The sequence below is a fragment of the Sphingobacterium sp. UGAL515B_05 genome (assembly GCF_033097525.1).
Taxonomy (GTDB): domain Bacteria; phylum Bacteroidota; class Bacteroidia; order Sphingobacteriales; family Sphingobacteriaceae; genus Sphingobacterium.
On the sequence record NZ_CP109907.1, the window covers coordinates 2,748,075 to 2,760,915 of the forward strand.

The window sequence follows — 12,841 nt, forward strand, 5'->3', positions numbered from 1 at the left end:
TTAGCAGATATTTGATCAACTAAATAGAAGAAAATACGTGTTTGTAAGGGATATATCGTTATTTTTGTATGTTTTATAGTTTTGAATCTTTTTTTACAATACTGTATAAGCTATTTATTACCGTAATTTAATTTTTAATCCAAGTGGCGATTCCAAAAGTTATTTATCAGACTTTTAAAACCAATAAGATACCCTTGTTGACGAAGTTTTATATTTGGCGATTTCTAAAACGAAATAAGGGCTATAGCAGACGGTTTTTTGATGATGGGCAAATCGATACGCTTATCAGGGAAAATTTTGATCAACGTACTTACGAGGCCTTTGCCCGGTTGCAAATCGGTGCGGCTAAAGCGGATTTTTTTAGGTATGCGGTTTTATATATCCATGGCGGTATCTATTTGGATTTAGATAGCGATATTATTGGCATTTTGGATGAGGTGATTAAACCCGAGGATACTGCTGTTATTACGCATGAGAAAAATAGAAGCCTTTATGCACAATGGGCATTGATCTACGATAAAGGACACCCATTCCTGAAGAAGACGATTGAATTGATCGTACGAAATATCGAGGAAAATAAATATCCACATGATGTCCATCAGATGACAGGGCCAACGGTATATACCGAAGCCATAAATCAAGTTCTAGAAGAAGATCCTCAGGTTGCCTACCGGCGGATAACCGACGATTATCAGGGACTTTTGAAATTCAAGTATAAACTAAGTAAAATTCTGATTTACGGCGATCGCTCACTACATTGGAAAAAAATGCAACTTCGTGTACCTGTGGTCAAACCTAAGGATGATTAGATAACGACAGCTCTATTTCTTATATATGCTATGAAGTTGAATTTCAAGAAGATCTTTTCAAAAAATAAGAATGTTAAATTCTTTTATTATTTGAGTGTATTTGGACGACAGCTGAGACCAAAGTTTCTGTTACGGAAAAAGGCCTCGGTGCTGCTGAACAGAAATCTGGCCCAGCAGTCTGAATGGGTCCGGTTTCGGATAAACTATTATAATAAACTAGTTCCGCAGCAGTCTTTGTCAATCGATGCGATTCCGATCAAAGATTATAAGATGCCCGAGAAGATTCGTGTTTATTATTTTGATAGTAAACAATTTCTTGATTATTTCAATCAGCAACTGAAATTTCAGATCCTTCCAGGGGATATTACTGCTATTCCGGATAAACCTGCTTTGGTGAAAAGTAGGCCAATCGCAGGTGACAATGCGAACTCGGTATTGTTGAACCTGGATAAGAGCCGACACTTTAACTTTATTACCGACCATGTTCCTTTTCGGAAGAAGAAAAATAGACTTGTCGGAAGAAGTGAGTTTGCTCAGGCACATCGGGAACTATTTTTTCAGCAATACCATAGTCATCCCTTATGTGATTTAAAAAGAGCGTTTAGATCTTCTGACCCCGATTACCTTTCTATCACTGGACATTTAGCTTATAAATTTATTCTTGCCCTGGAAGGAAATGACGTAGCTACCAACTTAAAATGGATCATGTCGTCAAATTCCATCGCTGTCATGCCGATGCCAACGTATGAAACCTGGTTTATGGAAGGAACCTTACTTCCGGACTATCATTTTATCTGTATTAAAAACGATTATTCGGACCTGGAAGAAAAATTACAGTTCTATATAGATCATCCCGACGAGGCTGAAACAATTGTTAAACAGGCCAATGCCTATGTGAAATTATTTATGGATCGGGCACAAGAAGAGTTCGTTTCTCTTCATGTATTGAAGAAGTATTTTATTTCAACGGGTCAGTCGGTCGATTTATAAGCTGGCATAAATAGAAGCCATCTGTTTGGCAACACGGTCATCATTAAACTTCTGAACAAATTCCAATCCTTTTTCGATCATTTCATCTCGCTTGGAGGGATTACTAAGTAATGATGTTATGGCATGGCGTATCTGCGAAATATCGGTAGGGTCAATATAGCAAGATGCCGGTCCCCCCGCTTCTGGGAAGACGCCCATTTTACTGGTGATCACAGGTGTACCAGAGTAGAGTGCCTCTATAATAGGAATGCCAAAGCCTTCATAAATTGAGGGATAAATGAAAATCGTTGCCGATGCATAAAGAACGGCCAATTCTTCCATTGCTAATCCTTGGAAAAAGAATATTCTGTTTTCCATGTTGTTTTGTTGCATATAGGCCATGATCTCTTGAGAGTAACGGGTTGGTTTACCGACGATAACAAGGGGGATATCAAGGTCTTTTATGGCCTTCACTACTGGTAAAATATTTTTACGCGGTTCAATGGTTCCAACATTTAATAAGAAATCCTGCGGTAATTTTAATTTCTCTCGAAGATTTGCTTTTTGTTCTTCTGTCTTGATAGTTTTGAATGATTCATGACATCCCTGATAAACGACATCAATTTTTTCTTCGGGTATATGAAAGAGGTCGACAATATCGTTTTTAGTACATTGACTGATGGCAACGATACGATCGGAAGTCTCACATGCATGTTTGAATTTCTTTTTATAAATCCAACGGTCAATTGGATGATAAAGTTCAGGGTGTCTCAGAAAAATTAAATCATGAATGGTAACGATAGATTTAATATGTGCCTTTGCTAAACCTAATGGAATTTCACCCGATAGTCCATGGAAAATATCAATTTTATCCTTTTTCAAATCATGAACGATACGTTGGTTGCGCCAGAGATTGGGCCAGGTGCTATTGATAAAGCCTTGTGGCAACCGGATATTTTTTTGAGATGCTGGTTGATTGATATATTGATCACCAGTCTTGGGTGTATATTTGAGATACTCATTTTCGGGAGCATACTTTTCGAGCATACGAATTAAGTCCCGGCTATAATTCCCAAGACCGGTCTTGTTTAAAAAATAGCGTTTTGCATCGAACCCAATCCTCATCTTATTCCGTTTATTTTTTCGATCACCATTTCCGGTGTAATTAAATCAATTGCTTCTATCCCATCACAATCACAGGGCTTGTTGCCATACACTGAACTTGGTCTATTGGGGTGCTCAACTTGAATGCAGTCTGTTAATTGTTGTCCATATCCCGTGAATCCCGCATAGGGATGCGTTGCTCCCCACAAAGAAAGACATCTTACGCCCATTAACGATGCCATATGAAGCCCCGAAGAGTCCATGCTGATCATTACATCCAGGTTGGAGATCAAATCCAGCTCCTCCCGCAGCGAAAACTTGCCTATCGTATTATAGGTGTTGGGAAATCGCTCTGTCCAGTTTTGGGCAACTTGGAATTCTTGTTCACCACCGCCAAATAACAAAACGTCATAGCCATTATGCGTGAGTTCGTCTATCACATTTTCCATCTTGGTTTGAGGAAAAATCTTATAACGATGTTGCGCAAATGGAGAAATGCCAATTTTCTTGCGGTCGAAATTTGCAAACATACTAAATGCAGCTTTGGGTACATCTTGCAAATTAGAAGCCAATTTGTTGCTGAGCTCAAATTTGAACCCTAAAGCGCGAAATACATCAGCATAGCGTTCTACGGTTAGTTTCAGTGGAACTTTAATCTTGTTGTTTTCCCGGGTTAAGGCTTTTTTTTCCGCCCTGCCTTTGTCAAGTTGTTTTACTTTTACGCCCGATAAGGAAAACAGTAGATCAATTACACGCGAACGCAAATTGAAATGTAAGTCGGCTATAGCATCTGCGCCGTATTGAGCCAGTTCCTTTTTTAGCTTGACTAATCCAAAGAAACCTTTATGAATTGTTTTGGGCTCAATGGCGTGAAACCGTATATTTTTTATTCCATCAAAAAATGGGGCAAAGAATTGCCTGCTGACCATAATGATCTCCACCTCAGGATATTGAACGTAAAATTCTTTCAATACTGAGGCGACCATGGCAACATCACCCATAGCTGAAAATCGCGTTACTATGATCCGTTGCGGTAAGGACATGTGTTATTTTCCTGATGAATATAAGACAGGGTTCAATGTTGGATCGTTATACATTTTCATCTGTTTGTATACTTTCATGTATTTATCGCCAGATGCAATGGCGGTCATCAACTCGTCAATACTTTGGGACAAATCTTTCCTTTGTTCCAATAAAACGTTCAGTTTTTCCTGGCAGGAAATGATATGTGCTTCGGAAGCATCTGTGCGCAATGTTTCCTGTTCCATATGGTAGATTTTTAAAGCCAGGATAGAAAGTCTATCAATAGCCCAGGCCGGACTTTCAGTATTGATCGTTGCCGTAGGGACAGCCTGTACATCCTGAAATTTTTGAAGGAAATAGCTATCAATATACTCTACGGTATCGGTACGATATTGATTTGATTCATCAATACGTCTTTTCCAATATAAGCCTTCTTTAGGGTCAATAGCCGGATTACGTACAACATCTTCCATATGCCACTGCACCGTGTCGATCCAGCATTTTAAATAGAGGAGATGTTCTATGGATTGTTTGTCATACGGATTTTGGATTGGATGATCAATCTGGTCGTATACGTGGTAATCCTGGATAGCACGCTGAAAAATTGGATTTGCTATTGCACTAATCATGGTACAAATATAGTTATTTTAATGTTGAAGATTATTGGGATGTGATCTTTTAAGATTTAGTTTCAAAAGCTTTTAGTCCTATCAGGTTTGGTTAAGTTTTGATGAATTAAATGGCTTTTAATTTAATATTTATTTAACTATTTTGTTTTTTTGATTTATTTTTTTCCTTTTTTAATTGTATTTGTTGTTGTTATTTTTAATTTTGTGAAATAAATTAAATTTAAGTAATGAAAGGTAAGTTTTTAGTGCCATTATTGGCAAGTGCTATTGTTTTCTTTAGTTGTAGTAAGGATAGATTAATTGAGAGTCAATCTACAGGTAGTCTTGAAAAAAAGGCTATAGCAAATTTACAAGCTGGAAAGTTTGGTAATGGTATATTTAATGATCTTGGAAGAGGCTATGATATGACTGGACAGTTTGCAAATGCTGAAGCCGTGGCAAATAGAGTTCTCAATATTGATGCATTAAATGCATCCCAGGCTGGGCGAGTAATAGCAGATTCTATTTACTCTCAGGAATATGAAGAAAATTATGGTGAAAACGCCGAATCATATTCACAATCATTGACATCGAAATTAAATGCAGGATTTTCTTTACCGTTGTTTGGTAAAACTCTGACGAACTCATTTAATTCTTCTGATTCAAGTCAACATGCTTTTAATTCAAAATATATTTATGGAAGTTGCAATGTTGTGGTCAAGCAATTGAGACATAGAATTAATGCTCCTATTAATATCTTATTAACCAGTCTTGATGCTAACTTTCTACAAGATATTAAAACATTGTCTGCAGAATCTATTGTAAAGTCATACGGTACACATGTTTTAGTCGATATTTATGCTGGAGCAGCAATGGATGTTTTATTTCAGTCAGAAACTAAACATGAAAATAGGTTTAATGCTGCCAAATCTGGCGCATCATCAGCAATGAAGGATGTGTTTAATATCAGTATAGCGAATGGTTCAGAAACTTCCTCATCAAATGATAACTATAATAGAACACTAAAATATAAAACAAGAGGTGGCGATCCCTCGAAGGCATTAGTGAACACAATTAATCTAGATATTTCCAAACCACAAGTAAGTTTTGCTTCATGGCAAGCGAGCTCCACAATTTCGAATTCTGTTTTAGTTGACATTGCGCCCAATGGATTAATATCTTTAGATGAGTTTATAGCAGATCCAACAAAGAAAAGTGAAGTTAAGGCTTATATTTCTAAATATCTTCTAGATAGGAAGACAAAACTTTATCATGAGCGTGTCCCTATTTACTCTTATGTCAAAAATGGCGGAGGCATTCATCTTCTGTCGCAATCTGCATATGAGGGCAGTTATTGGAAGAATGAAACAATTGGATTTTATGCTTATGCGAATCCAGTTAATAATAGTATTCCAGTGCGTTGGTATACGACTTCTCCTACAATGAGAGATAATCTTTACACGCTGAATTTTGGTGACGGTTATTGGAATGACTTTAAGGGTGTAGTTTTTTATGCATACAGAAACCAAGAACCAGGTACGGTTCCTATTTATGAATACACCAATAAGGATGGAAAAGACCATTACTATTCTTCGAATATAGAAGGAGATCCTTACTGGAGACGCAGAGGCGTTGCATTCTATGCATATCCAAAAAAATAAACTTTTGATATAAAAGAGACCGTCTCATAAGTAATTTTGAGGCGGTTTTTTTGTCCAGTTAATGCTATGGTATAGTTTTATCAATCGTTTGATTTCGTCATTTCTTGTGTATTAAACCTTTGGGGTTAGGAAAAGTTTAACAAGGCTCTATACCTGCTTTCTGAGCTTACAAGCTATTGATAGTACCCGTTCAGCATGCTGATCCTCTTTCATATGGATCAAGGCAACGTCTTTTTTATGTGCCTGTTTATCTGAAAGAGACCGGTTGATCATTGCAATATGAAGTAGATGTTTTTCCGAATCTGTTCTTTAAGCTTCCAACTTGAATAGGCGTTGGTCAGGTAGCCATAAACCAGCAGGTTCAGCAACATCCTGTGGCTTCACTTCCTTTATACATACGATTGACCGAAGTATTGTCAATCTCGTCAATAATATTCTTAACAATACGTAAGGAATGATTTTCTTATATCAGTTCTTTCAGGCCCAATTGAATTCCCTATATTTCGCCAGAATCTAAGGCTTAAAATACTGGCGTACTTCCGATGCCTTGGAAAATGCGTAAAATCTCACAAACTAAAGCGAATATATCCTCATTGAGATAACCTCGTCTTTTATCCAAAAATCATTTTCTATCGATAAAACCTGGCATTTATAAAATGCTCAAAATATCTTTAGCAGTAAGGCTGGAAATAGCCCTAATAGGACTAATAGAATCGTACACAATAATGCAATGCTGAGAAGGAAAGGATTAAATTTTTGCACAGACTGAACAGTATTATCCCTTAAAAACGCATTCAGTGGTATTTTAAAATAATAAAATAGGGAGATAACTGATGTCAACGCACCGACAATAAGCAATACCAATAAACCGAAGGATTGGAAGTTTTGGTATTGTTCGAACACTTTTGAAAAGACCAAAAGTTTTCCAACAAAACCTGCAGTAGGGGGTAGTCCCACCAAAGCGATTAAAACAATTGAAAACGAGGTGAACAGCAGTGGGTACTGCTTTCCTAAGCCGCGATACGATTCAATTGAAGTATTTCCTAAACTAGCTTCCAGAGCATCAATAAAGATGAATACCGCAATATTCATCAAAGCATATATGGAAAGATAAAATAATAGCACGTTGGATTCATTATTCTGATAAACCAATACAGCCATAAGGAGTATGCCGGTATGTCCAATAGAAGAATAGGCCATCATCCTTTTGGCATCCTGTTGACGTAAAGCGGCTAAGTTACCGATCAACATCGTTGCTACGGCGATCGCAATAATCACATAAGTCAAGAAATCACTAAAATAAAAGGACACGTTAAGCCAGGCTGAAAGTATCTTGGATAATAGCACAACAACAGCAATTTTGGGTACTGTAGCGAGATAGGTTGTAATCACTGTAGGTGCACCTTGATAAACATCCGGGCTCCAGACATGAAAGGGAAAAAAGCTCAGCTTAAAACCAATACCCGTCAACAAAAATAATAAAGCAATGCTGATCATGATCTGCGGGGCTTCCATTAATCCAGCAATATGACTTGGAGCATCAAAATTCAAGTTTCCCGTGAAACCGTATAGTAAAGACAAACCGTAAAGCATCACTGCCGCACAGATCGATCCAAAGAGTACATATTTTAAAGCAGCCTCCGATTGAATTTTAGTGGTGGAGAAATAACCCACCATGATATAGGAGCTAATCGAAACCGTTTCGACAGCAATAAATATCATCAGCCAATTGCTCGACATGGTCAATAGATTCAGACCCAATGTCGCCGTCAGTAAAACAGCGTAAAGATCTCCTAAGGGGCGGCCATGCGATTGATGGCGTTGTTGAATGAATATGCAAATGAGGATTGTTGATAGCAGGATAATCAGTCGTGCCGAAGTAGCGAAAGCGTCAACCCGGATCATATCAAAAAAGCCAGCCATCTCTACCTTACTGAGTCCCTGGCCCACAAGGTAACAGCCACTGAACAATAGTCCGATGATAGTAATGACAAAAGATGTATTCTTCCAGTGTTTGTCAGCAAAAAGACTAGCGAGGATAGTACTAATAAAAGTAATGATTAGTATCAGTTCGGGTTTAAAATATGGGATACTGACGATAATCTGATCGATGAAAGAACTGATATATGGACTGAATGTGAGCATGCCAGATTAGATAAATTGTTGGATAAAGCTCACAAGATTCAGAACACTTGCGTTTAAATTGTTAAATACTAAAGCAGGCATAATACCAAGTAATAAGGCCAGGGCTAAAGTTGGAAATAGGATCACTTGTTCGCGTAAATTCACATCTGTTAGCGTATTGCTCCAAGATTCGCCGCCTTTTAAACGTATTTGCCCAAAAAACATGCGTTGCAAGGTCCAGAGTAGGTAGGCAGCACTTAATAGTATACCTATAGAACCTGCTATAGCCATCCAACGGGGCAGTCCTGTGCCAACACTCTCGGCATTGAACGAACCGATAATGACAAAGGCCTCTCCAATAAAAGCTGAAAAGCCTGGTAAACCCAAGGAAGCAAAAAATGCGACAGCAACATAGCCTGTATATTTGGGCATAATTTGAGCTAAACCACGGAAACTATAGATATTTCTGTCATGTACTCGGTCATAGACCACGCCAACAAGGAAAAAGAGTGCCGCTGATAAGAATCCATGGGAAATCATCTGAAACATGGCGCCAGAAATACCTTCTGCAGTCAGCGATGCAATACCAAGCAGCACAAAACCCATATGAGATACCGATGAATAAGCAATCATTCGTTTCAGGTCTTTTTGTGATAAGGCATTCAAGGCTCCATAAATAATGGATACAACACCGATCAATCCAAGCCACCAATTGGATAAGGCTGCCATATCAGGAAAGATACTATAACAGATACGGATGATACCGTAACCACCAATTTTCAGAAGGATACCAGCAAGAATAATAGATACTGGTGTCGGCGCTTCAACGTGCGCATCCGGTAGCCAAGTATGTAGGGGAACAATGGGTACTTTAATGGCAAAGGCAAAGAAGAGCACAATGAAACCGATCAGTCGAGCCGAAACACCCAAAATTTCCTGGTAACCCTCCCAGCCGAAAATAGAACCCTCAAGATAATTCTGTGGATTCATCATATAGATCATGTTGAAGGTATGTGCTCCAGTCAAAGGGTTGATTACTGAAAAATACAATCCTACGATAATCAACAACATAAATACAGACCCGAATAGGGTATATAGAAAGAATTTTATAGCCGCGTATTCGCGTCTTGCACCACCCCAGATACCGATCAGGAAGTAGAGTGGCAGTAACATGACTTCATAAAACAAATAGAATAGGAAGAAATCCAATGCGCAGAAAATCCCCATAACGGCCATATTGAGTACCATGAGCAAGGCAAAGTATCCCTTCGGACTTTTCTGTATATTCCAAGAGGCGCCTATAGCCATTAGCATAACGAAAGCACTCAGCAATAACAAGGGCATGGAGATCCCATCAATACCAATAAGATAATCGATCTCTAATTTACCTATTGATCCTAAATCTAATCGGATCCAGGAAAGCTGTTCAACAAATTGATAGCCCGCCAGATCTTGGACTCCTGTTTTGCTTGCATCAAACTGTGCATAACATATGCCGGCCAGTACAAATTGTATTGCTGTGAATGCTAAAGCAATATATTTGTAACTCGATTTATATCGTGTTGGTAAGGCGAGAATGAGCGCCGTAGCCAATAGCGGTAAAAATATCAATAAGGATAAAATAGGCATTTCCTAAAAAAATATAAGATAAATTAAACCAAGTAAAACTAATAAAAAGACGGAATACAACGCTGTCTGTAGCTTCCCATTTTGGACCAGGCGGACTTGATTGCCGGTCCAGTAAGCCGCAGAAGCAACCGTATTAACAAAACCATCTACAATATATTTGTCTATCCATACACTTAGCTGAGAAAGGGATAAGACGAGAAACTGAATCAAAGAAACAAAGGCGTCAACAACGTAACGGTCAAACCAGTAGCAGAACTGTGCCAATTTTAAGGTGCCATTGACAAATACTACTTCGTAAAACTGATTGATATACCCTTGATTGAAAGAAATCTTCAATGCCCAGTTAGCAGGGTTTAAAGGGTATTTATTCTGTACATACCATTTCCAACCGATGATCCAGCCAATAGCAGAACCAAGAAGCAGTATTGCAGGGATAATAAGGTGTGCACTGTGACTCGGCGCAAAGGCATATTCATCCAATAAAAGGCCGTCCATCAACCAGGAATCGTGATAAGAAAAAGGATTGAAAGAAAAGAGCGGAAATAAGCAGAACAGTCCCAAAAAAAACATGGGGAACAACATGGTCTTTGGCGCTTCATGCAGTGGATGACCATGCAGTTTGCCTTGTAGCCGGTCGGCGAGCCTAAACTCTCCAAAAAAAGCTTTAAATAGCAAACGCCCAATATAGAAAGCTGTTAAAATACTTACGATAATCAAACTTATGGGGATGATAAGGTATAAGTTACCTTTCGAAATAGCCCATTCAAAGGAAGAGATAACGATACTATCTTTGGATAGATAACCTGAAGTCAACGGGAACCCTGCGAGTGCTAGCGAAGCGATGCCCATTAGCACAAAGGTCTTGGGCATATATCGGCGTAGCCCGCCCATGTTCCGTAAATCCTGCGGATCAAAGTCCATGTGGCTATGTTCTTTAAAATGGGCCATTTCATGAATGACGGCTCCGGCAGAAAGAAACAACAGACACTTAAAGAAGGCATGGGTTGTCAGATGAAATAAAGCAGCATCCCATGTTCCAATGCCAATACCAACCATCATAAAACCCAACTGCGAGATGGTCGAAAAAGCAAGAATACGTTTGATGTCGTATTGGCCAAGGGCGAAGTACGCTGCCGAAGCAGCGGTTATTGTACCAATGATGGCAATAAATAATAAGGCAGATTCATTAAATAATGGAAATACGGTAGCCAGCAGGAATACACCAGCAGCAACCATTGTTGCCGCGTGAATCAATGAAGATACTGATGTGGGGCCTTCCATGGCATCCGGAAGCCATACATGTAATGGAAATTGTGCAGATTTAGCCATGGCAGCCAAGAAGAAGGCCAATCCAGCAAGGGTAAGCCAAATCTGAGGTAAGCTATTGACCGGAGATATCCATAATCCTTGGTCGATTGTGGATTGATAGATTAAGCCATTATCGCCAAATAAATCGACTAAATTGAGTGTTTTGAACTGCGTAAATACGATCGCAAGACCGATTAGGAAACCGAGGTCGCCGATGCGATTAACCAAAAATGCTTTTTTATTGGCTTGTGCAGCTGTTTCGCGGGTAAACCAAAATCCGATGAGAAGATAGGATGCAAAACCGACCAACTCCCAAAAAACATACATCAACAGGAGACTATCCATAATGACCAATCCCAACATCGCAAAACAGAATAAGCTGAGATACATCCAATAGCGGTGAATACCGGGATCGCCTTTCATGTAGGCTCGGGAGTATATATGTACGGGTAAGGCAACAGAGGGTACCAAAAAAAGCATTAAAGTGCTCAAATTGTTCAGTAGGATACCAACTTTAAAGGATGTTTCACCAATCGTGAACCAATTTACTTGAATAGATACCGCGGGATTATTCCATATGGACAACCAAGTGAGCCCGCCAGCGATAAAGCTGAGGATAATAGCCGTGAGAGAAATAAGGCCGGACTGGTCGCGTTTGCCTACTAGTGCTTGATATAGGAATGCCGCGAATGGTGCCACTAAGGTAAGCAGCGCAGTCAGAAGGGGCGATATGTGAACAAATTGATCCAATGTTTACTTGTCTTTTAATTGGTTTATCTCATCCGGATTAATGGTTTTGTAATGTCTATAAACATTTAATACAATCGCCAATCCAACAGCGACTGCGGCCGCAGCGAGAACAATGGCAAACAGTGCGAAAATTTGCCCGCCATAACTGACCTTATCATATTTACCAAAGGCAACAAAATTCAGGATAGCTGCATTGATCATCAACTCAATACCGACCAAAATCATGATCGCATTTTTTTTGGAAAGCACGGTATAGAGCCCAATGCAAAAGATGCAGGCACTGACAACCAAAAAATGCGTCAGTGTAATCATATCGCACGCTCCTTTCTGGATAAATGTGATGCTCCGATCAAGGCCATCATCAAAAACACGGATATGATTTCAAATGGCAATACATAAAAAGTCATAAAACGTAATCCGATCTGATGTATATTATTGTCTGTTGCGAGGATCTCGGTATTATTTTCCTTGGCATTTAAGATCCACCATGCTGGAGAAGCTTGTTGCCATTCGACGATGCCATAAAGCATCAGTAACAGGAAACCAAGCACGATTGGAATAGTCTGCCATTTGGGTAGGCTTAAGAATGAACCGCTACTATTTTGAAGATCTTTTAAAAGCTCTTTATTGGAAAGCATAAAGGCAAATAACATCAATATGAGCACGCCGCCAACATATACCATAATTTGTGTAATAGCTACAAAATCGGCTAAAGCAAATAAGTAAAGTCCTGCCATTGCAAATAAAACAATAAAAAACAGGAATAGAGCGCGTGCAATATTTTTAAGATTAACGAGCAAGAGTGCTGAACCGACTGCTAGGGTAGCAAAGGCGTAGAATAAAATACTTTCCATCT

At 39.0% G+C, this 12,841-nt stretch carries 12 protein-coding genes; 3 read left to right on the forward strand and 9 right to left on the reverse strand.

Annotated features, from left to right (window positions below; translation table 11 throughout):
- Positions 1-143: 143 nt before the first annotated feature.
- Both OK025_RS10995 and OK025_RS11000 read left to right on the forward strand, forming a co-directional pair.
- Entirely contained in the window at positions 144-809 is a 666-nt protein-coding gene (locus OK025_RS10995) for a glycosyltransferase family 32 protein (protein WP_317669497.1), read from the forward strand.
- A 30-nt stretch (positions 810-839) separates the two neighbouring features.
- On the forward strand, positions 840-1,799 hold the full coding sequence (locus tag OK025_RS11000; protein ID WP_317669498.1) for a glycosyl transferase family 90: 960 nt from the start codon (positions 840-842) through the stop codon (positions 1,797-1,799).
- Here OK025_RS11000 and OK025_RS11005 read toward each other — a convergent pair.
- Genes OK025_RS11005 through OK025_RS11015 form a run of 3 tightly spaced genes read right to left on the reverse strand, consistent with a single transcriptional unit; the run spans position 1,794 to position 4,534 of the window.
- On the reverse strand, positions 1,794-2,903 hold the full coding sequence (locus tag OK025_RS11005; RefSeq protein ID WP_317669499.1) for a glycosyltransferase family 1 protein: 1,110 nt from the start codon (positions 2,901-2,903) through the stop codon (positions 1,794-1,796). The genes OK025_RS11000 and OK025_RS11005 overlap by 6 nt on opposite strands.
- Positions 2,900-3,925: a glycosyltransferase family 9 protein gene (locus tag OK025_RS11010; RefSeq protein ID WP_317669500.1), complete on the reverse strand. Its 1,026-nt coding sequence runs from the start codon at positions 3,923-3,925 to the stop codon at positions 2,900-2,902. The genes OK025_RS11005 and OK025_RS11010 overlap by 4 nt, the downstream gene beginning before the upstream one ends.
- Before the next feature lie 3 nt (positions 3,926-3,928).
- A complete protein-coding gene (locus OK025_RS11015) occupies positions 3,929-4,534 on the reverse strand; it encodes a DUF4254 domain-containing protein (protein WP_317669501.1) in 606 nt (201 codons plus the stop codon).
- A gap of 227 nt (positions 4,535-4,761) precedes the next feature.
- Here OK025_RS11015 and OK025_RS11020 point away from each other — a divergent pair, with 227 nt between their 5' ends.
- On the forward strand, positions 4,762-6,174 hold the full coding sequence (locus OK025_RS11020; protein WP_317669502.1) for an MAC/perforin domain-containing protein: 1,413 nt from the start codon (positions 4,762-4,764) through the stop codon (positions 6,172-6,174).
- Positions 6,175-6,443: 269 nt separating this feature from the next.
- Here OK025_RS11020 and OK025_RS26770 read toward each other — a convergent pair whose 3' ends face one another.
- The 6 genes from OK025_RS26770 to OK025_RS11045 all read right to left on the reverse strand — a co-directional run bounded on the left by OK025_RS26770 (position 6,444) and on the right by OK025_RS11045 (position 12,839).
- Positions 6,444-6,545: a hypothetical protein gene (locus OK025_RS26770; protein ID WP_411567694.1), complete on the reverse strand. Its 102-nt coding sequence runs from the start codon at positions 6,543-6,545 to the stop codon at positions 6,444-6,446.
- A gap of 289 nt (positions 6,546-6,834) precedes the next feature.
- Complete coding sequence (locus tag OK025_RS11025) at positions 6,835-8,319, reverse strand: NADH-quinone oxidoreductase subunit N (protein ID WP_317669503.1); 1,485 nt, start codon at positions 8,317-8,319, stop codon at positions 6,835-6,837.
- Positions 8,320-8,325: 6 nt separating this feature from the next.
- Positions 8,326-9,927, reverse strand: coding sequence for an NADH-quinone oxidoreductase subunit M (locus tag OK025_RS11030; RefSeq protein ID WP_317669504.1), 1,602 nt, complete (start codon positions 9,925-9,927; stop codon positions 8,326-8,328).
- Positions 9,928-9,930: 3 nt separating this feature from the next.
- On the reverse strand, positions 9,931-11,985 hold the full coding sequence (locus OK025_RS11035; protein WP_317669505.1) for an NADH-quinone oxidoreductase subunit L: 2,055 nt from the start codon (positions 11,983-11,985) through the stop codon (positions 9,931-9,933).
- 3 nt (positions 11,986-11,988) lie between these two features.
- Positions 11,989-12,297 (reverse strand): NADH-quinone oxidoreductase subunit NuoK, encoded by a 309-nt coding sequence (gene nuoK, locus OK025_RS11040; protein ID WP_046672767.1) that lies wholly within the window; start codon positions 12,295-12,297, stop codon positions 11,989-11,991.
- Complete coding sequence (locus tag OK025_RS11045) at positions 12,294-12,839, reverse strand: NADH-quinone oxidoreductase subunit J (RefSeq protein ID WP_317669506.1); 546 nt, start codon at positions 12,837-12,839, stop codon at positions 12,294-12,296. The genes nuoK and OK025_RS11045 overlap by 4 nt, the downstream gene beginning before the upstream one ends.
- Positions 12,840-12,841: the final 2 nt, after the last annotated feature.

Excerpts from the sequence above, each read along its gene's own strand:
- OK025_RS11000 (WP_317669498.1), top strand. The coding sequence starts at position 840 with ATGAAGTTGAATTTCAAGAAGATCTTTTCAAAAAATAAGAATGTTAAA.
- OK025_RS11005 (WP_317669499.1), bottom strand. The coding sequence starts at position 2,903 with ATGAGGATTGGGTTCGATGCAAAACGCTATTTTTTAAACAAGACCGGT.
- OK025_RS11010 (WP_317669500.1), bottom strand. The coding sequence starts at position 3,925 with ATGTCCTTACCGCAACGGATCATAGTAACGCGATTTTCAGCTATGGGT.
- OK025_RS11015 (WP_317669501.1), bottom strand. The coding sequence starts at position 4,534 with ATGATTAGTGCAATAGCAAATCCAATTTTTCAGCGTGCTATCCAGGAT.
- OK025_RS11020 (WP_317669502.1), top strand. The coding sequence starts at position 4,762 with ATGAAAGGTAAGTTTTTAGTGCCATTATTGGCAAGTGCTATTGTTTTC.
- OK025_RS26770 (WP_411567694.1), bottom strand. The coding sequence starts at position 6,545 with ATGTTGCTGAACCTGCTGGTTTATGGCTACCTGACCAACGCCTATTCA.
- OK025_RS11025 (WP_317669503.1), bottom strand. The coding sequence starts at position 8,319 with ATGCTCACATTCAGTCCATATATCAGTTCTTTCATCGATCAGATTATC.
- OK025_RS11030 (WP_317669504.1), bottom strand. The coding sequence starts at position 9,927 with ATGCCTATTTTATCCTTATTGATATTTTTACCGCTATTGGCTACGGCG.
- nuoK (WP_046672767.1), bottom strand. The coding sequence starts at position 12,297 with ATGATTACACTGACGCATTTTTTGGTTGTCAGTGCCTGCATCTTTTGC.
- OK025_RS11045 (WP_317669506.1), bottom strand. The coding sequence starts at position 12,839 with ATGGAAAGTATTTTATTCTACGCCTTTGCTACCCTAGCAGTCGGTTCA.